Raw genomic sequence first — 18,767 nt, forward strand, 5'->3', positions numbered from 1 at the left:
ACGTTCATTTAATAGTGAGAAGAGGAGGAGTTACCCGTTTTCATCAGCTGATTTGTTACAGCACGCTCGCAGGGAGTGAGCAAGTAACTCGCAGGCCGAAAGTTTTTCTGTGTTTCCAAAAAAGCGCGGAAAGCGGGCAGTGCGTTTGAAAAGCCGGGCAGATTTAATGCTGTGTAAATGTTTTCCAACGTCTGCTCCGGATGGCGGATGAACTGCTCATATTTGACCTCAATGAGGTTGTTGGGTGGGATTAGCGTTTTTTCAGTTTCATAACGATCGAGCAAACGGGTATAAAAATCAGACACGAACAAAGGCAGACCCAAATTATCGGACGCCGCGGTGGCAAAGCGGGCAAAGAGTTGTTCGTGCATCCGGATTGTTGAGTAATAAACCTCGGCTGGCTCCCTGCTCAAATAAATAAACCGGGCATTAGGGAAGAGTTTGAGTAACAGGCTGATCCGTCCTGTATTTGGTGGGTTTTTTAGCAGAAGTTGCCGGTCGCCGCAGATCGCCGTTAGCTTTTTTAGCACGTAGAGGTACTGTTGGCCAAAGCGGGTGCGATTAGCCTCATCCTCGAATTGCAAGAGAATGTATTTTTCAAAAAAACGGCGCAGCCGGGCCGGACGACACCAACCTGTGTAAGCTGAGGCACCAAACAATCTATCTATGGCAAACTCCTCTTCCTGTGGGCTATCGGGTGTCAGCGCGACGTTATCCCACCGTTTTTCCGGGATAAGCCGGGCTATGACGGCACGGACAACACTTTTTTTGCCAGCTTCCATGAACCAGGGGAAAAAAGTTTTTGCGTTCGTCATCACGCCGAATTGCGCATCCTGCGCCATCAGTGTGTGAAAAAAAGTTGTTCCGCTACGCCAATGGCCGAGGATGAACACGGGGTCGTTGGTCAGCGTCACGCTGGCAACTTTTCGATGCCATTTCAATCGTTCCCAGCCACGCAGCACAGGATACAGAAAAGCCTCCAAGAAAATCATCATAAACGCCCGTAGCAGGAAGCGTATCCGGCTGCGTATTCTATGAGTTTTCCCAATAGAAGCGACTATTGGCATTTTATTCAATACCTGTGGTTGTATAATTGCTTGGTTCATGATATCATAATTTATGACAGTTCAGGCTGTTTTAATAGGCGTTTTGTATTTGAGTTATTCCCAACGTAGAGTGATTTTGAACTGAAAGGAAAATCATGAATTTACGTAAAAACTTAGGCAGCCCCAAGCGCATAAGACTCGGTTGACAGGCTTACAGGTTTTTGACGGGATTTACAGGATAGATGAAGTGGCTTCGCCGCTAAATCCTGTCGAAAATTCAATGTGTGCTGCCCTGCCTAATCAGGGATTGCCACACATTCAACATCGAGACAAAGATTTCCCTTTCCCTTATATCCCAGCGATATTTCGGGTTGGAATAAGGGTGGATAAGATGGTTGGAAAAAGGTTGGAAAGGGGCGCGACAGCCCCCGGTCAAGAAAAAGATTGCGTCGCGGTAAAAACAATCGGCACCGAATCAAGCAGCGGCCCTCGGAGGTTATTCTCCTTCTCGTATTTTCTTACCTTGTAGTAGATGTGGTTGACGTGCGACTTCACGGTGCTCAAATCTATGTGGAGGGATTCCGCAACCTCTTTTTGGCGACGGCGCTCCACAAAACGCTTTTGAAAAACAGCCAACTCAGCGGGTGACAGCCGCTGCTGAAAACGCTCCAGGTGTTCGGCATAGCCCGACGACGGCAACACCGTAATGCTTACCACAAGCCGCTCCAACTCCTCGAAAACCCAGATGTCGTTGAACACTAACCAAGCGAACACAAAAGTCGCCATTGCCCAGGGGCAGTTGGGGAATACCAAGTCGCCCCAAAAACCGCCTTCTTCCATCAGCGAATAAGGATAGAGCCAATAAAATAACAGCAATATCGCAACGCACGCACCGCCCAATATGCCGAGCAACACCACAAAAGGCTCGGGGACAAGGCGAATCAACCCGTTTAGCCGGTGAAACACAGTACCTCGGATGTTTAGGTCTTCCACCATGCGCCGTATTCGTTGCTCCGCAGCAGGGTCGTTTTGTTCCAGTGCCTCGTGATACTTGCGTAACATAGTTTGCCGAAGTGTTTGGCTGACGCCCATGAGCCTTCGGCCCAATATGAGCAAGGTCAACCCAATAAGCGCCGCCATAAGGCAGGCTGCCTGTTCGGTAGTGACATTGTCGAACCCATTTGTTTTCAAAACAAACCGGATGAGCCGCCAACAAAGCAAACCGCCGAAAGCCAGCAACAAGAATAGGATGAGTTGAGAACGCGCGCCGAGGCACACGGCGAGGTGACGAATTTTTGTGCGCATGACTGTGCTCCTTTTTTAAAAGTGAATCAAAAAGGTTTTGATTGGTACAAAAATGAAGCGGAAGGAGTTAAAAGGGGAAGACAAATTTTCAAGAGTTTAGAAAAAAATTTCATGCAAAGCCACTGAAAATGAAGCGGTTGTTATTGCTTTTTTAGAAAAACTCACTTCCTTCGCCTTATGGAAAAAACTAAATTATTACAACTGCTCAACTGCCTTTCGGCTTGGGAACTGCGGAATCTCGGGCAGTTTCTGCGCTCGCCTTTTCACAACCAGCGGGATGATGTGGTGCGCTTGTTCAAATTTTATCGAGAACAACGCGACAAGCGCAAACCCGATTTTAGCGACAAGGCAGCTATCCACGCTGTGTGGCCCGACATGTCGCGCAGCAATGCGGAGTATCCCAACTTGCGGAGCTATCTATACAAGTTGGTAGAAAAGTATTTAGCTATTGAAGAGATTATGGGGGATGAGTTTTTGCTCAAAATGTATCTGGCCAAGGCTTACGGACGCTTGAATAAAGCAGACAACTTTGGGCAGACTGTGCGCGATTTGAAAAATATATTGGAAAAACAACCCTTGCGCAACACCGAGCATTTGCGCCGGCAATTTGAGTTGGAGTACGAACTATTGGATTACGACATCAGCAGAGGCGATATCAAAGAGGACAAACTCCGCCAAGTCTCTGATATGCTCGATTCACATTACTTTGCCGAAAAACTAAAGCTTGCTTGTGCCCAAACCTCTTTTCTATATGTTCGCCCAGATAGTTTCGATATAGACCAGCTGCATGAAACAGTGGATTTTGTGAAAGAAACAATCAATCCTACTTCGCACCCTGCCATAAATATGTATTACCTCGCCTATCGGGCGCTAAGCGACGAGCATGGTAAAGAACATTTCACAAAAATACGCCACCTCTTATCCAATAGTGGGCAACAATTCACCGCGCGAGAACTGGGCGATGTCTGTCGTATATGCCTCAACTATTGCATTAGAAGGGCCAATCAGGGTGACTTGGCCTATGCCAATGAAGGGTTGATACTATATAGCTTCGGCATTGAGCATGGCTATCTGCTAAAGGAAGGGCATTTGCCATACCATACTTACATCAACGCCGCCGCATTTGGCATCTCCCTCGGGGAATTTGAGTGGGTCGAACGCTTTATCGAAGATTACAAGAACAAAATCACGCTTGGGCAGCGTGAAAACGCCTATTTGTTTTCCCTATCTCGGCTGCGATATGCACAAGGCGAGTACCACCAAGCCATGCCATTACTGGCAAAATTCGTGACTGATTATCCATATCATTTTCTCATTGCCCAAAAAATGCTTTGCAAAATCTATTTCGAGCTGAAAGAGATAACTCCATTAGAATCTCTCCTCGGTAGCATGGTCAATTACTTGCATCGTCATAAAATGGACACAGCCATGAAAGCGCATTTCAAACTGTTCGTCAGCCTACTCTCTCGGCTTGTGAAGCTGACACCGGGCAACGAAAAAGCAAAATGCAAACTAAAAAGCGAAGCTGAAAAGCTGCCTCTCAAAATAGACCAGAATTGGTTCCTGAAGCATCTTGACTGACGCCGGCAATATGGTGTTGGAAGTCTTGTGACCGGTGTTGCAAACTCGCTTTTTTGGTCGGGCACTTGCACGGCTTGGTCGGTTTGGCAAGCTCGAAATCGTCGTGAGGAAAAATGTGGCGAACAACGCCAACTTGTAGGTGCATGAACTTTTCATATCCCAAAAGTTTAAGATGGTTGTTGGGTGCATTCCAAATTGTCGTTCATGCAGCCTGAGCGTCAGAGACTTTGATAAGATCGACGACTTTGTTCCACTGGCTACTCATATGTGCCACCCTGAGATTAAGCATATTCTGGGCTCCTATTTCTGACCAGCGTTGACCGGATCGTTTAAGCCGGCACTGGACGACGGTTCGGTGGGCGGCCTCAATAGCCCCTGAACCGATAAACAGTCCATTTTCGAGGTATTCTTTGTATCGCATTCGGTATTCGTTGTCCAACAGGTAATTGATCAAATTTTGTTGTTTGCCTCTGGTTTTGGGCAGCGGAAGGGCAAAGGATCGAATGCATTGAATGACTGCCTGAAAATCACCCTCTAATAATCGGTCGGCCTGCACCTCCAGCCATTTCCGTCGTTTTGCGGCATCAGGATAGACAAGTTCAGCAAATTCGGTCAAGTGTTCTTTGACATGATAAAAGTCCAATATCTGCACCGCTTGGGGATAATGCTCGCTTATCCAGTTTTTAATCCACAATGCCCCGTCGCTGAGAAAAACCAGTCGCTCGCCGAGGTGGCCATATGGGGAAATGACACGGCCAAATCGATTCATAAATTCCTGATAATTACCTAAATAGGCTGAATAATGGCTTTCCCTGATGCTTCCGTTTCGTTTTTCCGAGGTGCTTATTTGGCAGTCGTTTTCCCGGAACAGCCGACCGACTTTAACCTCGCGCCAGTCGTCATCTGTCAAGATCATTCCTCCGTCCATTTGGGCGTAGACCATTTCTCCCTCGTCCACCTGCTCTTCCTTTGCGCTTTCTTCCTCTTGCGCTATTTGCACTTCCAAGAGCGCCCCATAAGTATCGGTAACCCGGTAAAGTTGTGTGACGCTTACCTCCACACCAGCCAACTTTTCCAAAATCTCTACTCCATTGCCGTAACTCTCCATTTGCCCAACATAAACCATCATTTCCTGAAGCAGCGGACTGATGGCAAACCCCCGCACCAATTTGCCGAAGCCGCTGCTGTTGGCTATTTCGATTTGTCCAAACCGCGTTCGAAACTTCTTTTTTTTCGACGATCCGCCGGAACTTCGCTTACCGAAGATTCCAACACGGCACGACCCAACTCAATCCAAATCTCCGCAAATCGCTTCTCGTATGCGTAAAAGTCGCCCCCAGATTTCAATTCTTGTTGCCGCTGTTGGCGCCCCGCCAACAGCAACGGCGGAGTGAGGGGTTTATCTTGTCCACTCATTCCACCGATTTTTGTTGGCGGGAGGCCAACAAGGGCAAAAAGCAAGTCCCACAACCCTCTACCTTCCACCTTCTGCCCTCTACCCAAGTTTTGCTCCAAATCTAAATTTGCAGAGTAAAGCCTTTTGCCGACCTTCGCGCCGTGCTTGCCCTATTTCGCAACAATCAGTTCACTACTGCCATCACGCTCGCGCTTTATGTGGGGCTTACTCACCTCGCGGCACTGCTGGGCAAAATAGACACCTCCGCCCTTGGAATCCCGGAAGGTGGCGTGCTGTATCGTGCGTGGTTCGATTGGGCAGCCGCTTACCCACGCTGGTCGGCCCTCGCTGCGGCGATGTTGGTGTTCTTGCAAGCGCTCTCCGTAAATGTGTTGGCCGACGAGTTTCGTTTGATGGGCGAGCGCAACTGGTTTCCGGGGCTGTTTTATGCATTGGTGGCAGCTTGCCTGCCCGATTTTTTGTTTTTGTCGCCGCCATTGGTGGCGGCCACGTTTTTGCCTATCATTTTGCGGCGCGTGTTCAGGGCTTACAATCAGCCCAAAGCGACGGCGCTGGTGTTCGATGCAGCCTTTTGGACGGCGGTGGCGGCCTTGTTTTACCCACCCGCTATTTTTTTGTTGATTGCGGTATTTTTCAGCCTCAACATCATGCGCTCCTACACTTTTCGGGAGCAGATGGTGTCGGTGGCGGGGGTGGTGGTGGCTTTTTTTCTCGCTTGGCTGTGGTATTTTTGGGGCGACAGGGGTTGGTTGTTTTGGGGGGTGCAATTGGGCGGCCTCTTTCATTTCTATGATTTCGACACTACTTTCGACCAAAAGACTTGGATACAACTGATTTTGCCAGGGTTGTTGGCGGTGGTGGCGTTGCTGAGTTATGGGGCCTATATGTATCGCAGGCTCATACAGGCTCAGAAGTGCATCAGCGTGCTGTATTGGTTCTGGTGGGTGGCGGGGTTGACCGCTTTGTTGCAAGACCAACCGCGGGCGGCTCATTTTGTGCTAATGGCCGTCCCTTTGGGACTTTTTATGTCGTTCTCTATTGCTTCTATACAAAACCGCTCGCTGGCGGGCCTCTTGCATTGGCTCATGTTGGGGCTTGTTTTGTGTGTTCAGTTTTACGATGAGCTGACGGGAGTGCTGCATGCCCTGTGATGCCCATCTCGCTTGTCGGCGGGTTTCGTGCCAAGACCAACGTTCAGAACCTTTATCAACCATAAATTTAGCTCAATGAAATTTGGTGTTATCGTTTTTCCCGGCTCCAATTGCGACGACGACATGGTGCATGTGCTCGGCGATGTGATGGGCCAAGAAGTGACCAAAATTTGGCACAAAGACAAGGACTTGCCCGGCTTCGGCGATGGCGACTGCGTGGTGTTGCCCGGCGGCTTTTCCTACGGCGACTATGTGCGTGCCGGAGCCATCGCCCAGTTTTCGCCCATCATGCGAGCCGTGAAGGATTTTGCTGCGGCAGGAGGGTATGTGTTCGGCGTTTGCAATGGGTTTCAGGTGCTCTGCGAGTCGCATCTGCTGCCCGGAGTCTTGCTGCGCAATGCCAACCAGCAATTTATCTGCAAAAACGTGTGGTTGCGCCCCGTCACCAACCGGTCGCCCATCACGGCGGAGTTGGATTTGACAAAGGCGCTTAAAATCCCTATTGCTCATGCGGAGGGTCGTTATTTTGCCGATGAAAAAACACTCGACGCGCTGGAACGCAACGACCAAGTGCTTTTTCGCTACTGCACCTCCGCTGGGGAAGTGACGGAAGCCGCCAACCCCAACGGGGCAGCCCGGAACATCGCGGGCATTTGCAATGAGCGGCGCAACGTGTTTGGCATGATGCCTCACCCCGAACGCGCCGCCGAGGAGGTGCTGGGCAACACCGACGGGCGAGGGCTTTTTGAATCGCTGCTGGCGAGTGTGGCTTTGGTGTGATGGAACCCGAATCTTTTTTCTCAATATCTCTTTCATCCACAAAACAAAGTTCAACTTATGAAAAACATTTTCCTCACGGTGGCCTCCGTTTCGCTGCTGTCCTTTGCGCTCTCCTGCAAATCAAACAAGTGCGCGGAAAAACCCATTTCTGCCGACTGTGTGTGCACCATGCAATACGACCCGGTGTGCGGCTGCAACAACAAGACTTACAGCAATGCCTGCATGGCCCAGTGCGCGGGCATCAAGGAATACAAGAGGGGCGAGTGCCCGAAGTGAGGCGCAAGCGCGAGGCAACCAACGCTTTTTGGCTTTTGATGGAAACAGCGGCGCGTGCGATTGCCGCCGCGTATGCCGACCAACGCCATGATTTTTGTGTTCTCCCATTGCCTTTCGCGCAAACGCCTTTTTCGTTTTTCCAAAAAAACACAACTTTTTAGCATTTTCGGAACATGAAATTTTTTCACGCCCGCAAAGTTTTCACTATTATTTTGCTGCTGACAATATCTTTGCCCGTCTCTTGGGCGCAGGGCAACCGCGATTTCATGCGCGAGACGGGCAAAATAAACGTCGTGGTCGGCGTTATTTTGCTCATTTTCCTCGGCATCGTTTGGTATCTCGTGCGCTTGGAGCGTAAACTAACCAGATTAGAGCACCAACTCAACGACGACAAAAATGAGTGGAAAAATTAGCTTCTTCAAAAGCGTAGAAGACTACGTGGACAAGGCCGCCGCCTTCACCGACATCCCTGAGGGGCTTGTGGCGCAAATCAAAGCGTGCAACCTCGTGCTTCAGATTCGTTTCCCCATCCGCCGCCTCAACGGCGATTATGAGGTTATCGAGGCCTATCGCGTGCAACACTCCCACCACCGTCTGCCCACCAAGGGCGGCATCCGTTATGCAGAAACCGTTGACCAAGATGAGGTGATGGCGCTCGCCGCGCTCATGTCGTACAAGTGCGCGCTCGTGGACGTGCCCTTTGGCGGCGCAAAAGGCGGTATCAAAATCAACCCGGCCAAGTACAGCACGGAGCAGCTGCAGAACATCACGCGCCGCTACACCACCGAACTGGTCAAAAAGAACTTTATCGGCCCTGGCATTGACGTGCCTGCGCCCGACTACGGCACCGGCCCCCGCGAAATGGCTTGGATTCTCGACACCTATCAGGCGTTCCGCCACGGCGAGATAGACTCGATTGGTTGCGTCACTGGCAAACCCGTCACTCAAAACGGCATTCGCGGACGCGCCGAGGCTACCGGACGCGGCGTGTTCTATGGCTTGCGCGAAGCGGTCTCTTTTGCCGACGACATGAAAAAACTTGGCCTCACCAAAGGCATCGCGGGCAAAACGATGGTGGTACAGGGGCTGGGCAACGTGGGCAGCAATACCGCCCTCATCAGCCAGCAAGAAGGCGACGTGAAAATCATCGGCGTGGCCGAGCGCGAAGGCTCCATCTATTGCGAAAGCGGCATAGACGTGGAGAAACTGTTGGCTTTCCGCAAAGAAACGGGATCCATCATGGGCTTCCCAGGCTCCACCGCGCTGCCCAACAATCTGGCCGCGCTCGAACTCGAATGTGACATTCTTGTGCCCGCCGCGCTCGAGAATCAAATCACCGTGGAAAATGCCGCTCGCATCAAAGCGAAAATCATCGCCGAAGCTGCCAACGGCCCCATCACCGCCGATGCCGACCCAATCCTGACCAAGAAAGGCATCGTGACCCTGCCGGACTTTTACATCAATGCAGGCGGCGTGACGGTTTCGTACTTCGAGTGGCTCAAAAACCTCTCTCACCACCGCTTTGGTCGCCTCGAAAACCGCTTCCAGCACAATGCCTTCGAAGGCATCCTCAACAAAGTGCAGGAACTCACTGGCAAGACCATCGGCGACCGCGAGCGCGATTTCCTCACCCGCGGCGGCACCGAAGTGGAACTTGTCAACTCCGGCTTGGAGGACACCATGATTACTGCCTATCAGCAAATCCGCGACACCATGAAGCAACATCCCGATATTGGTGATGTGCGCACCGCGGCGTTTGTCTGCTCGCTGAAAAAAATTGCCAGCGACTATATTTCGATGGGTATTTTCCCGTGATGACGGGTCATACGCACAACAATCACACGGGGGTAACAATGAGCCGTTTGCGCCATTGTTGCCCCCTTGATATTTCCATTGCCCCCAAATCGCCCGCACTCTCCCCGTCTTTGTCGCTTAACTGACGTTTTCGCGCCCCCCTGCCTTAACCCATACCTGTTATTGGCATCCGTTTTGTTTTCCCCTTGCCGAACATTCAATGAGATAGCAATGAGAAAACTCTTTCTACTAATCCTGCTGGCGCTATGCCTGCAATTCCCAACCACTCAAGCCCAGAATGCCGAATTCCCCAACGCTCTCCATGCCAAACTTGATTTCCTTAGCTACGGCATTCTGAATAGCGAAGACCTGCGACTAGGGCAAGGCTTTGAAATAGGCTATTTTCGCAACATCGCCCCGTTTTTGAACGTAGGAATACCCTTCAAACTGGGGCTTGCCAAGTTGCCTGCCATCCCCGAAAATACCGTCACTACTAGTCTCGACCTCGTTTTCCACATTGGCAACATGCGCAACGATGCCAAAATATCGCCGTATGCGTTTGGCGGGGCGGGGTATTTCCTCGAAGATTTCGACAACGGCCATTTGCAATTCCCCTTCGGCGCAGGGCTTAATATTCGTGTTTCAAAATATGCCTTCGTCAACGTGCAGGGGGAGTACCGCAAGGCCACTCAGGACAAACGCGACAACATACAACTCGGAGTGGGCTATGTTTACTTGCTGCACAAATCTGAGCCCAAACCAGTGCTTCCGCCCGACCGCGACGGCGACGGAACGCCCGATGCCTTGGACAAGTGCCCCGACTTGGCCGGGCCTGCCACCGCGCTCGGATGCCCCGACGCGGACAAGGATGGCCTCGGCGACCACGAAGACGAATGCCCCAACGACCCCGGCCCTATCGAAACCAAAGGCTGCCCCGACACCGACGGTGATGGCTTCCCCGACAAAGACGACGAATGCCCGACCATCGCTGGCCGTTGGAACGGCTGCCCCGACACGGATTTCGATGGTGTGCCTGACAAGGACGATAAATGCCCGACCGAACCGGGGCCTGCTTCCAATTTTGGATGCCCGGAGGAACAGGCAGCAGACAAAGACAGCGACGGCGACGGTGTGCCCGACAGGTTGGACAAATGCCCGAACGTGCCTGGCACGGCAGCCAACCACGGCTGCCCCGAGGCGAAAGAGGACAAGGTGGTGGACAGCGATGGCGACGGCGTGCCAGACAAAGACGACAAATGCCCCAACACGGCTGGCCCAGCCTCCAATTTTGGTTGCCCAGAAGTGAAACAGGAGGTGAAGCAACGCCTCAAAGTGGCTACGCGCTCCGTCCAGTTTGAGACCGGAAAAGCAGTGCTCAAAAACCATTCTTTCCCGGTGCTCGACGAGATGGTGGACATCTTGCGCGAATATCCCGACTACACGCTTTCCATCAGCGGACACACGGACAACGTGGGCGACGAAATGAAAAACCTAAAGCTCTCGGAGGCACGCGCCAAGGCGTGTTACGATTATCTGGTGTTCCGTGGCATCAAGACCAATCGCTTGCGCTACGCCGGCTTTGGCCAAGAGCGCCCCATCTCGGACAACAATACCAAAGAAGGACGAGAGTACAATCGCCGCGTCGAGTTCGAGCTGGTGCTGGATTGATAAACTTAATAAACCAGAGAGGAGTACAATGTGCAAATTGCGGATGAGTTGTCGCCTGTTTTAGGCCACGACAATTGCGCCGACGTACTTGTGTGGAACCCAAACGAGCGGCTCGCTGTTGGCGAGCCGCTCGTCATTTTTGGGTATTTGGCCAAAAACAAAAACCGGCAGTCGAAAACGACGCTGCCGGTTTTGCCATACTTTAAAACAAGGCGGATTAAAGAAAGTATTGTGAAAGAATCCCAGCGGGGAATAATGTGCTCGGAAATATGATTTCAAGAAACCTGCACAAATGTAAAACGAAGCTTTGAGACACGAATGTTTTTTCAAAGAAAAAAACGCAAAACCTGTGTTATGCCCTGTTGCTGACAAACACATCGCGCGCGTAGCGCCCCGTCATGGCCCCAAAGCCAGCCAACACGCCCCCCAGCACGCCCGTCAAACCGAGCAATTGCCATGCCTTCAGCCCCTGAAACAGCAGGCCTACTTTGGCAGCCAATATCCCGTCGTTCTCCGCATTGTACAGGTAAGCGTTGACAAACCAAAGCAGCGCCCCGGCCAAGAAAGCGGCGCTAAAGTTTTTGCCCGCCGACAAAGGAAACAGCCAGCCCGCCAGCATCGCCACCGGTACCAGCCCCCACCATGGCAATCCGAAGTGGCAGAGATGCCCCAGCGCGAAAATGAAAAGGACGGAGTATATAAAGTGTCTCATGTTTGAAAAAATTGACGTTGGTGAACTGCGAGGAAATGCTTGCCGAGCGCATCACGGCAAAAAGACCTGACGGCCCAAAATTTGGTTGGACGGTTCGTCGGCAGATTTCAGGAACAACAAGTTGTTGTATTCTCCCCTTGCCCATGTGTCCACCATGTTGTCGTAGTAGCGGCTGCCCGGATTGCCCGACTGGCCGCCGGGATAGACGCCAAGCCCGCGCACCCGCTCGCCGAGCTCGACAATCATGCGCCAAGAGGGACCATTGCCCTGCTTGATGGCGTTGGGTGCTGAGCTGTGCCCCCCCACCACCACATCGAGCCGGCTAAATGCGTCTATCAAGGCCAGATGCTTGATGGCAAAGCTCCTGAATGCCCCCCAGCCAGTGCGCTTATCGGGGTTTTCCTTGAAATACTGCTGCATCAGCGCAAAAGATTGATGCACGATATCGTGAGCAGTCTCACGTTGGGGCGTGGTCAGGTGGTCGAAAAAGACGCTGTTCGGGTCTTTTTCCAGCAGCTCTATGAAGCGCCACCGCTCAGGCATCAGCACCTGCTTTTTCTCTGCTCGCAGCGACGTGATTTCATCCCAAGTGCGGAGGTAGCAGGAGTCGAACCATACCTCGTAGAGCGATGGAGCGGTGGCATTGGCATCGTAGCGATAGTTCCATGCTGCCAATTCGTCGGCCATCTTCAAGCCTTCCGCATCCAATTTGATTCGGTCGAGCATTCGGAGCATGACGGGCAAGGCATCGGCGGCGCGTTGGCTGAAGTTGTCCAATTGCATGGTTTTCATGCTGTCGAGCGTTGCCGCGTGCATGGAAGAAAGTCGGTCGAAAATGCGCCGGCCTCGATAATCGTCGAAATCGTTGCTTAGGTAATAGTAAGGATAGGCCGGAGGCGTGGAATGTTGATTGGCCGAATACACAAACCCCCTCGAAGGATTTTTCATGGCTGGCACACGCTCTGCAGGAATGTAATCGAGCCAAGCATTCGACCATCGGCTGCCGTCTTGCACGAAACGCCCCTGTTCGGGCGCCCGCACGGGGAACCTCCCCTGCACCGTGATGGCAATATCGCCCGACCGGGTGGCGAACACAAAATTCTGGGCTGGGCAGTCGTAAGCAGCCAGGGCACGGCGGTAATCGTCGTAGTTTTTGCCTGCGTTGAGAAACAAAAAAGTATTCATCTCGTCGCGGCTGGGCTGGTCGTGCGTCAGCCAGCGGAGTGCGCAGTCGCGCAGCGGATGTGTGGGTTCATGGTCATACACCACTGGCCCCCACACCGTGTAGCGCACCGTGTCCAGAAACGGGGCTTTGCCTTTTATCTTAATCGTTTCCACGCGCTTCTGTACCTCACGGGTTTCAGCGTCGAGTTTGTATTGTGTGCGCTCATTGTCCACCCATGCGATTTTGTACCAATCGGATACGTCGTGCCCCACGTTCGTCACGCCCCAAGCGACCTCTTCATTGAATCCGATAATCATGCCCGGAAGGCCCTGCAACGACACCCCGTAGCAATTTTGCTCTGGTGTGTGAATTTGCAATTGGAACCAGATGGAAGGCAACGTCAAATTGAGGTGTGGGTCGTTGCACAACAACGGATGCCCCGAAGCGGTGTTGGAGCCCGCAACCGCCCAGTTGTTGGAGCCGACGATGTAATCGTCGTAGGGGTCAGTTCTTTCATCCAAGGGGAACTTGAATTTCGCCCCCTCCGATATGCCGGAAAGAAGGCCGCTCGGCTCCGGTGCCGCAACTGGTGGCAGCGTCACCTGCCAATCGCGCCACTGCCCGGTGTCGGGGATGATGGCTTGCTGCTTGGGGTTCCATTCGGGATACAGATAGTTAAAGGTGTCGCGGCCAAAGAGCGCCAACGCATTGGTAGAGGCCAAATCATTCTCCCCGGCGGCAAGCGTCTCCGCCATGGCTTCCACCAAGAGCGCCGTCTTTAGCACAGACCAAGGCTCTGGCTTGTAGTTGAGCAATTTGAACTCAATCGGGTATTCGGCGGCGGACAACCCTTCGATGTAAGCGTTCACGCCTTCCGTGTACGCCTGCAACAACCGCATCCCCTCGGCGGATTTGCTCCAGCTTAGCACGGCGTTCTCGGCGGCGAACACCATGCCCCGACGGCGTGCCATGCGGTCAATCTGGAGCGTGCGCTCGCCCAAAATCTCCGAAAGTCGCCCTGCCGACTTTCGCGTGGAAATATCCATCTGCCACAAACGATGTTGAGCCGTCACATAACCCTGCACCCGTACGGCATCCGCCATGTTTTCGGCAAAAATGTGCGGCACGAGCATATCGTCGTACACCACCTCCACGCTGCCGCTCAACCCTTTCAACTTCGCGTTGTGAAAAGAAAAACCCTTTGCAGGCTCCGCATTTTTCCAAAAACCGGAAAAGGGATTGAAAAAGGCACCTAATGGTGGGAGGGAGGAATCGCCTATTTTGTGTGTGGTTTGCAACAGCCAGACAACTGCGCCGGTAAGCAGAAGCGAGAACAGTAATTTCAGGATACGCATAAAAGAAGAAGGGGAAGGTTGATGCTCGCATTGAGAAGCACGGCGAAGGTAAACATTCATTTGAATCCAGCCCCGACAAGCCTTTTTCTTTCCGCCAAACCAATCTTTTTTTGGAATTGGGACTCGTTCAAACGCCTATATTTGGTCAAAAATGGCTTTTTCCAACAACCTGTGAAAATTCTGTTAAAATTTCCGGGAAAAAATTTGTTCGTACCCAAAAAGTTGCCTTAAAATTGCAGCAAGTAGTTTTTGTGTTTATTTGTTTGGGTTAGAGTCCCTCGTCGCACCGGCGAGGGATTTCTATTTTATGGAAGCGCTCACGGCATCATAGTTCACGCACTTGTCTGACGGCCCGAATACAACGGTGACGCGGTGGCCGGGGGAAAAGAAACAGCCGTCGGCGTGCTTCGGACACCGACGGCTGTTTCATGAATGGAGACAAAAACTGTCACAGACGGCCCATCGCCCCCGCCAAGGAAGTGAACAGGAAAGGAAAACCAACCCACACCCATTCAGGAATAAAAATCAAAAGGGCGAGCGTGCCGATAAGGCTAACGATGAACATGAGCCAATCGCGGCCCCGATTCTCGGTGTATTCTTCTTTATTATTCATTTTGCTGTCCGTTTTTTATTGATGGGGGCGAAGATAGGAGACCTTGTTGGTTGTTCAAGCATCGCGGTTCGTATTTTTCTTCCGAAAACCCATTCCTTTGTGCCGCGAAAAACAACATCAACCAGCACTAACCAATTATGATTCAGGTATTTGTCACAGGCGGCACCTTCGACAAGGAGTACAACTATCTCACCGGCGAGCTTTATTTCAAGGATACCCACCTCAAAGAGATGTTTGAGCGCGGGCGCTGCGAGGTCAAGATTGACATCAAGACCCTCATGATGATTGACTCTTTGGAAATGGGCGACGACGAGCTCTCCATCATCGTCTATAATTGCCGGAAAACCGATGCCAACCGCGTCTTGCTCACACATGGCACCGACCGCATGGTGGACACCGCGCGGGTGCTGGCCGAAGCCAACATAGCGGGCAAGACCATCGTGCTCACAGGAGCCATGATTCCCTACGCTTTTGGCACGTCTTCGGACGGTTTTTTCAACCTCGGCAGCGCCTTGGCCTTTGTGCAAGTGCTGCCGCCCGGCGTTTACATCGTGATGAATGGCCGATATTTTCACTGGGACCGCGTGCGCAAAAACCGTCAGACGGGCAACTTCGAGGAAATAGAAGGATAGCCGCAAGGAAGCCTCAGGGCGCCAAAAACGACAGCCTACCGCCAAAAATCAGCATATACAGCCCGGCAGCCGCCATGGGCGCGAGTATGCTCAACAACATGACGTGGAAATAGCGCCGCGGCACTTTGGAGCGTTCGATTCCTTCCGCCATGAGAGCCACCAGCAGCACGGCCAATACGATAGCGCCGACGACGAGCGTTAGAAGCGTCGCCACATAATCATCAAGCAGCCACAACAACAGCCAAATGATGACTTGAAACAAAAAAATTTCCAACAGGGAAAAACGAAAACGCATAACAACACAATGATGAGGCACAAAAACGGCATTTATACGCTCCTCTTTTTCTTTTTCTTCCACGCTGCGCCAATCATCGCTCAAGAAGGCCCTCCTGGCGACGAACAGGAATTTGAAAAACAATATCAGGAGCGCATCAAAAAAGACAAGCTCAATGGAGTCTATATCCCGAAAAACTTGGACGATGCCATGCTTCAGCTCGACAAGAACATATCGCCCGAATCGCAGGCCAAAATAAAAGCCATCCCCGAAGACAGCGTGTGCGCCCTGCTACACAACCGCCTCGGCCAATGGATGATACTCAATTGGGGGTTCTACGGCGGCTCCCGGCTGTCGCACTACCTGCGCAGCGCAGGCGTCACCTTCCCCGACGACATGGCCGACTTGCTCATACTCGCCTACCACCGCAAACTCAACGGCAAAACCATCGCCATGAAAGAACTGGCCCCCCCATTCAGGGAAAAGCGAAAAAAAGAGCGAGCGGAAGAACTCAAAAAGGGAAAAGTGATACAAGAGGAAAAGCGGAAAAAAGAAACAGCGGGGCAGAAGAGCGGGAATTAGCCCCACATCATGGGGCACCCAACACTTCTCCAAGTATCTGTGGCACCAAATGCCGAAGCGCATACTTGCGAAAAGCAACGTACTCATTTTTGGGGTTTTCGGCATCTCTGTTGAATTTTCGGATAAGCACCTGCACCGCCTGCTCTATTTCCGCTCGTGTGCTCAACGCCGCCGCCTCGCTTTTTAGGTCGTTTTCAAAATCATCAAGAATTGCCTTGCGGTAGTCATTCAGATAGGGCCGCCCTACCTTGCAGGTATCGAGCGTGTAAGCGCAGCGTTCGTCGGCTGATTCGACCCAGCCATCCCGACGAAAAACGAGCAAGGGCTGAGGGTCGCCCCGCTCGGGACAAAAGAACAAGGGCTGCTCGGACACATCGTAGCCTTCCGATAGAAGATTGATTTGTGTCAAATCGGCGGGCGGATTGACCTCCCTCGCTCCCGACAGTTCGAACCTGTTTGATTTGCTGCCATTGCAGTCTGGGCAAGCATAGAGCAGGTTGTCCCATGAAAAAGCAAGCCAGTAATAGATGCTTTTGGGGCGGAAATGCTCCACTTGCCACCGCTCCACCCGTTGTTCGCAAAAAGCGCACTTCCCGTTGTAGAGGTCGAACAGTCGCCTTTTGATGTCCTCCATTTTATATCGGCTGTCCACAGCGGATTGCCCGCTCGGATAGGCGCCCTCCGCGATTACCTTTTCGCGCACCCGATGGGTGGACGTTGCTGACCTGTTCAGTGGTGGCACCATCAAAGATGGAGGAATGTCGGCAAGATTTTTTCCAATTGCTATCATGGCGAAGAAGGGTCATGTTAGTTCTTCATTTAAGGCTTTTTCTATCATTTGGTCAATTTCGGTAGGAGAAAAATAGACTCTCCCCTCTTTCTTCTTCGCGTCAAGTCGCTCGCTTATCTTCTGATGAATGCGGCTATACAGAAAATCCTTGCTGGTATCAAGGCTGGCGCGGGCAGTTTCCCCGCTTTCCATGCGGGCATCCGCCAAGCCGAACAGCGGGGAAGTGATGATGTTGTTTGCCATTAAGTCTTTCCAATCTGATTTGTGGTAAGGCTCGCTCAGCTTGGTTTCACCTTTTTCTTTGTACACTCGATAAAACACGGCATCATCCGAGGCACCAAGTATGGTGACGGGGCTATGCGTGGTGAAAAAGAACTGAATGTTCGGAAACCAGCCGCGCAACTTGCGCACGATTTGCCGCTCCCATTTGGGGTGCAGGTGCAAGTTGATTTCATCCACCAAAACCACCCCTACATGGTCTCTGAGATTCGCAACAGAATGCCCAGACATCGCCAGCCGACTAATCATGTCGCACACCCATGTCAAGACGCTTTTGTAGCCTTCCGACAGCTGACCGAACCTCAACTCCACCCCGCGTTCAAGATAACGCACCCCATGAGCCGACACTTCGATGTCAACGTTTTGGTCCAGCAAATCAACCAGTATTTTTTTTGCCTCCTCCACCGTTGGCAAATTCACGTTACGCCCCTGCGACGACTGTACTTTCCCTTCCAACTCAGCCGTGTAAAGCATTTTGAGCCATTCTTCTGGGCTTGTCAGATATTGGTTGTCGTCGAACAAAGTCATAAAGCCCCATTTATCGCTACGCGACGAGTCGTTTCGGCTTCGATGCACACCGTAAGCAAGAATATTGGACAAACTTTCTTCCTCGCCTCCGTCATTTGCAAGTGATTTGCCGGGATAACGATAAGCATTGCCTTGAGCATCATTGCCCGACAATTCAAGGCCGGGATTGGAGCGCACCATGTCAATCACCGCTCCCGTCTCCTTTCTTTCCGTGTGTTTTTCGATGAAATGCCCCCTAAAAGCAATGACAAGCGCCATGAGAATCAGGGACTTGCCATCGCCGTTCTCTCCGAGAAGATAGATTTCCCTGCGTCCGCCCAGCTCGCTCATTTCAATATCTTTTATTGAAAAAAAATTGCTGGCCTTGAAAGCGTGAACATATCGCGCCCGTTCTTTTTCCATAACACTGATTTTAAAAAAGGTAAAACACCGAACAAATTTCAGGAAAAACTGACAATTGCTCCACACAACATTCTTTCGAAACCCAAGACTTTGGGCATTTTCGTTCAAACTGCAAAATCCCATTACTTTTGCCGCCTGATTGGAGCGAGTGTTAGGGTCATCGGGGGGCATTGGGGTCATCGGGGGTCATTAAAGGTCATTGAGGGTCATTGGGGTCATTGAGGGGCATTGGGGGTCATTGGGGTCATTTTTAATTACGCCCGTCCCCTCTAATGGCCCCTCAATGACTATAATGCCCCCCTCAATGACCCCCAATGACCTTTAATGACCTTTAATGACCTTTAATGACCCTCAATGACCTTTAATGACCCCCAATGACCCCCAATGACCCTCAATGACCCCCAATGCCCCCCAATG

The 18,767-nt window shown here is 51.8% G+C and carries 19 protein-coding genes; 10 read left to right on the plus strand and 9 right to left on the minus strand.

The features are described from left to right. Positions 1-8: 8 nt before the first annotated feature. Together KIS77_18510 and KIS77_18515 are read right to left on the minus strand one after the other, a co-directional pair. Positions 9-1,106 (minus strand): sulfotransferase, encoded by a 1,098-nt coding sequence (locus KIS77_18510; protein ID MCW5924322.1) that lies wholly within the window; start codon positions 1,104-1,106, stop codon positions 9-11. A 372-nt stretch (positions 1,107-1,478) separates the two neighbouring features. Further along, positions 1,479-2,351, minus strand: coding sequence for a hypothetical protein (locus KIS77_18515; protein ID MCW5924323.1), 873 nt, complete (start codon positions 2,349-2,351; stop codon positions 1,479-1,481). Positions 2,352-2,528: 177 nt separating this feature from the next. Between KIS77_18515 and KIS77_18520 the strand changes: the two genes are divergently transcribed. Next, positions 2,529-3,932, plus strand: a complete 1,404-nt coding sequence (locus tag KIS77_18520; GenBank protein ID MCW5924324.1) for a hypothetical protein — start codon at positions 2,529-2,531, stop codon at positions 3,930-3,932. 202 nt (positions 3,933-4,134) lie between these two features. On the opposite strand, the gene KIS77_18525 is transcribed toward KIS77_18520, so the two are convergent. Further along, positions 4,135-5,199, minus strand: a complete 1,065-nt coding sequence (locus KIS77_18525) for an ISKra4 family transposase (GenBank protein MCW5924325.1) — start codon at positions 5,197-5,199, stop codon at positions 4,135-4,137. 290 nt (positions 5,200-5,489) lie between these two features. On the opposite strand from KIS77_18525, the gene KIS77_18530 reads away from it, so the two are divergent. From KIS77_18530 to KIS77_18555, 6 genes are all read left to right on the plus strand, one after another. Then, on the plus strand, positions 5,490-6,500 hold the full coding sequence (locus tag KIS77_18530; GenBank protein MCW5924326.1) for a hypothetical protein: 1,011 nt from the start codon (positions 5,490-5,492) through the stop codon (positions 6,498-6,500). A 75-nt stretch (positions 6,501-6,575) separates the two neighbouring features. Next, positions 6,576-7,280, plus strand: coding sequence for a phosphoribosylformylglycinamidine synthase subunit PurQ (gene purQ, locus KIS77_18535; GenBank protein ID MCW5924327.1), 705 nt, complete (start codon positions 6,576-6,578; stop codon positions 7,278-7,280). Between the two features lie 57 nt (positions 7,281-7,337). Further along, positions 7,338-7,556: a hypothetical protein gene (locus KIS77_18540; GenBank protein ID MCW5924328.1), complete on the plus strand. Its 219-nt coding sequence runs from the start codon at positions 7,338-7,340 to the stop codon at positions 7,554-7,556. A gap of 173 nt (positions 7,557-7,729) precedes the next feature. Then, positions 7,730-7,969 carry a CcmD family protein gene (locus tag KIS77_18545; protein ID MCW5924329.1) on the plus strand — a complete coding sequence of 80 codons (240 nt, stop codon included), beginning with the start codon at positions 7,730-7,732 and terminating at the stop codon, positions 7,967-7,969. Then, on the plus strand, positions 7,953-9,371 hold the full coding sequence (locus KIS77_18550; GenBank protein MCW5924330.1) for a Glu/Leu/Phe/Val dehydrogenase: 1,419 nt from the start codon (positions 7,953-7,955) through the stop codon (positions 9,369-9,371). Before KIS77_18545 ends, KIS77_18550 begins: the two co-directional genes overlap by 17 nt. A 210-nt stretch (positions 9,372-9,581) precedes the next feature. Continuing rightward, positions 9,582-11,018 (plus strand): OmpA family protein, encoded by a 1,437-nt coding sequence (locus tag KIS77_18555; protein MCW5924331.1) that lies wholly within the window; start codon positions 9,582-9,584, stop codon positions 11,016-11,018. Between the two features lie 352 nt (positions 11,019-11,370). Here KIS77_18555 and KIS77_18560 read toward each other — a convergent pair whose 3' ends face one another. Continuing rightward, positions 11,371-11,730, minus strand: a complete 360-nt coding sequence (locus tag KIS77_18560) for a hypothetical protein (protein ID MCW5924332.1) — start codon at positions 11,728-11,730, stop codon at positions 11,371-11,373. Between the two features lie 51 nt (positions 11,731-11,781). After that, a complete protein-coding gene (locus KIS77_18565) occupies positions 11,782-14,250 on the minus strand; it encodes a penicillin acylase family protein (GenBank protein MCW5924333.1) in 2,469 nt (822 codons plus the stop codon). 110 nt (positions 14,251-14,360) lie between these two features. On the opposite strand from KIS77_18565, the gene KIS77_18570 reads away from it, so the two are divergent. Continuing rightward, the gene (locus KIS77_18570) at positions 14,361-14,522 is read left to right on the plus strand and encodes a hypothetical protein (GenBank protein MCW5924334.1); all 162 of its coding nucleotides are present in this window, start codon (positions 14,361-14,363) and stop codon (positions 14,520-14,522) included. Positions 14,523-14,698: 176 nt separating this feature from the next. Here KIS77_18570 and KIS77_18575 read toward each other — a convergent pair whose 3' ends face one another. Next, positions 14,699-14,863 carry a hypothetical protein gene (locus KIS77_18575; GenBank protein MCW5924335.1) on the minus strand — a complete coding sequence of 55 codons (165 nt, stop codon included), beginning with the start codon at positions 14,861-14,863 and terminating at the stop codon, positions 14,699-14,701. Between the two features lie 137 nt (positions 14,864-15,000). On the opposite strand from KIS77_18575, the gene KIS77_18580 reads away from it, so the two are divergent. After that, positions 15,001-15,495 (plus strand): asparaginase, encoded by a 495-nt coding sequence (locus KIS77_18580; GenBank protein ID MCW5924336.1) that lies wholly within the window; start codon positions 15,001-15,003, stop codon positions 15,493-15,495. Between the two features lie 13 nt (positions 15,496-15,508). Here KIS77_18580 and KIS77_18585 read toward each other — a convergent pair whose 3' ends face one another. Beyond that, positions 15,509-15,790 carry a hypothetical protein gene (locus tag KIS77_18585; GenBank protein MCW5924337.1) on the minus strand — a complete coding sequence of 94 codons (282 nt, stop codon included), beginning with the start codon at positions 15,788-15,790 and terminating at the stop codon, positions 15,509-15,511. 9 nt (positions 15,791-15,799) lie between these two features. Between KIS77_18585 and KIS77_18590 the strand changes: the two genes are divergently transcribed. Next, entirely contained in the window at positions 15,800-16,351 is a 552-nt protein-coding gene (locus tag KIS77_18590; protein MCW5924338.1) for a hypothetical protein, read from the plus strand. 7 nt (positions 16,352-16,358) lie between these two features. Here KIS77_18590 and KIS77_18595 read toward each other — a convergent pair whose 3' ends face one another. Together KIS77_18595 and KIS77_18600 are read right to left on the minus strand one after the other, a co-directional pair. Then, positions 16,359-17,141, minus strand: a complete 783-nt coding sequence (locus KIS77_18595; GenBank protein MCW5924339.1) for a hypothetical protein — start codon at positions 17,139-17,141, stop codon at positions 16,359-16,361. A gap of 12 nt (positions 17,142-17,153) precedes the next feature. Continuing rightward, positions 17,154-18,350: an AAA family ATPase gene (locus KIS77_18600; protein MCW5924340.1), complete on the minus strand. Its 1,197-nt coding sequence runs from the start codon at positions 18,348-18,350 to the stop codon at positions 17,154-17,156. Positions 18,351-18,767: the final 417 nt, after the last annotated feature.

This window comes from Saprospiraceae bacterium (genome assembly GCA_026129545.1).
GTDB lineage: Bacteria > Bacteroidota > Bacteroidia > Chitinophagales > Saprospiraceae > M3007.

Excerpts from the sequence above, each read along its gene's own strand:
- KIS77_18510 (MCW5924322.1), bottom strand. The coding sequence starts at position 1,106 with ATGAACCAAGCAATTATACAACCACAGGTATTGAATAAAATGCCAATA.
- KIS77_18515 (MCW5924323.1), bottom strand. The coding sequence starts at position 2,351 with ATGCGCACAAAAATTCGTCACCTCGCCGTGTGCCTCGGCGCGCGTTCT.
- KIS77_18520 (MCW5924324.1), top strand. The coding sequence starts at position 2,529 with ATGGAAAAAACTAAATTATTACAACTGCTCAACTGCCTTTCGGCTTGG.
- purQ (MCW5924327.1), top strand. The coding sequence starts at position 6,576 with ATGAAATTTGGTGTTATCGTTTTTCCCGGCTCCAATTGCGACGACGAC.
- KIS77_18540 (MCW5924328.1), top strand. The coding sequence starts at position 7,338 with ATGAAAAACATTTTCCTCACGGTGGCCTCCGTTTCGCTGCTGTCCTTT.
- KIS77_18545 (MCW5924329.1), top strand. The coding sequence starts at position 7,730 with ATGAAATTTTTTCACGCCCGCAAAGTTTTCACTATTATTTTGCTGCTG.
- KIS77_18550 (MCW5924330.1), top strand. The coding sequence starts at position 7,953 with ATGAGTGGAAAAATTAGCTTCTTCAAAAGCGTAGAAGACTACGTGGAC.
- KIS77_18555 (MCW5924331.1), top strand. The coding sequence starts at position 9,582 with ATGAGAAAACTCTTTCTACTAATCCTGCTGGCGCTATGCCTGCAATTC.
- KIS77_18560 (MCW5924332.1), bottom strand. The coding sequence starts at position 11,730 with ATGAGACACTTTATATACTCCGTCCTTTTCATTTTCGCGCTGGGGCAT.
- KIS77_18565 (MCW5924333.1), bottom strand. The coding sequence starts at position 14,250 with ATGCGTATCCTGAAATTACTGTTCTCGCTTCTGCTTACCGGCGCAGTT.
- KIS77_18575 (MCW5924335.1), bottom strand. The coding sequence starts at position 14,863 with ATGAATAATAAAGAAGAATACACCGAGAATCGGGGCCGCGATTGGCTC.
- KIS77_18580 (MCW5924336.1), top strand. The coding sequence starts at position 15,001 with ATGATTCAGGTATTTGTCACAGGCGGCACCTTCGACAAGGAGTACAAC.
- KIS77_18585 (MCW5924337.1), bottom strand. The coding sequence starts at position 15,790 with ATGCGTTTTCGTTTTTCCCTGTTGGAAATTTTTTTGTTTCAAGTCATC.
- KIS77_18590 (MCW5924338.1), top strand. The coding sequence starts at position 15,800 with ATGATGAGGCACAAAAACGGCATTTATACGCTCCTCTTTTTCTTTTTC.
- KIS77_18595 (MCW5924339.1), bottom strand. The coding sequence starts at position 17,141 with ATGATAGCAATTGGAAAAAATCTTGCCGACATTCCTCCATCTTTGATG.
- KIS77_18600 (MCW5924340.1), bottom strand. The coding sequence starts at position 18,350 with ATGGAAAAAGAACGGGCGCGATATGTTCACGCTTTCAAGGCCAGCAAT.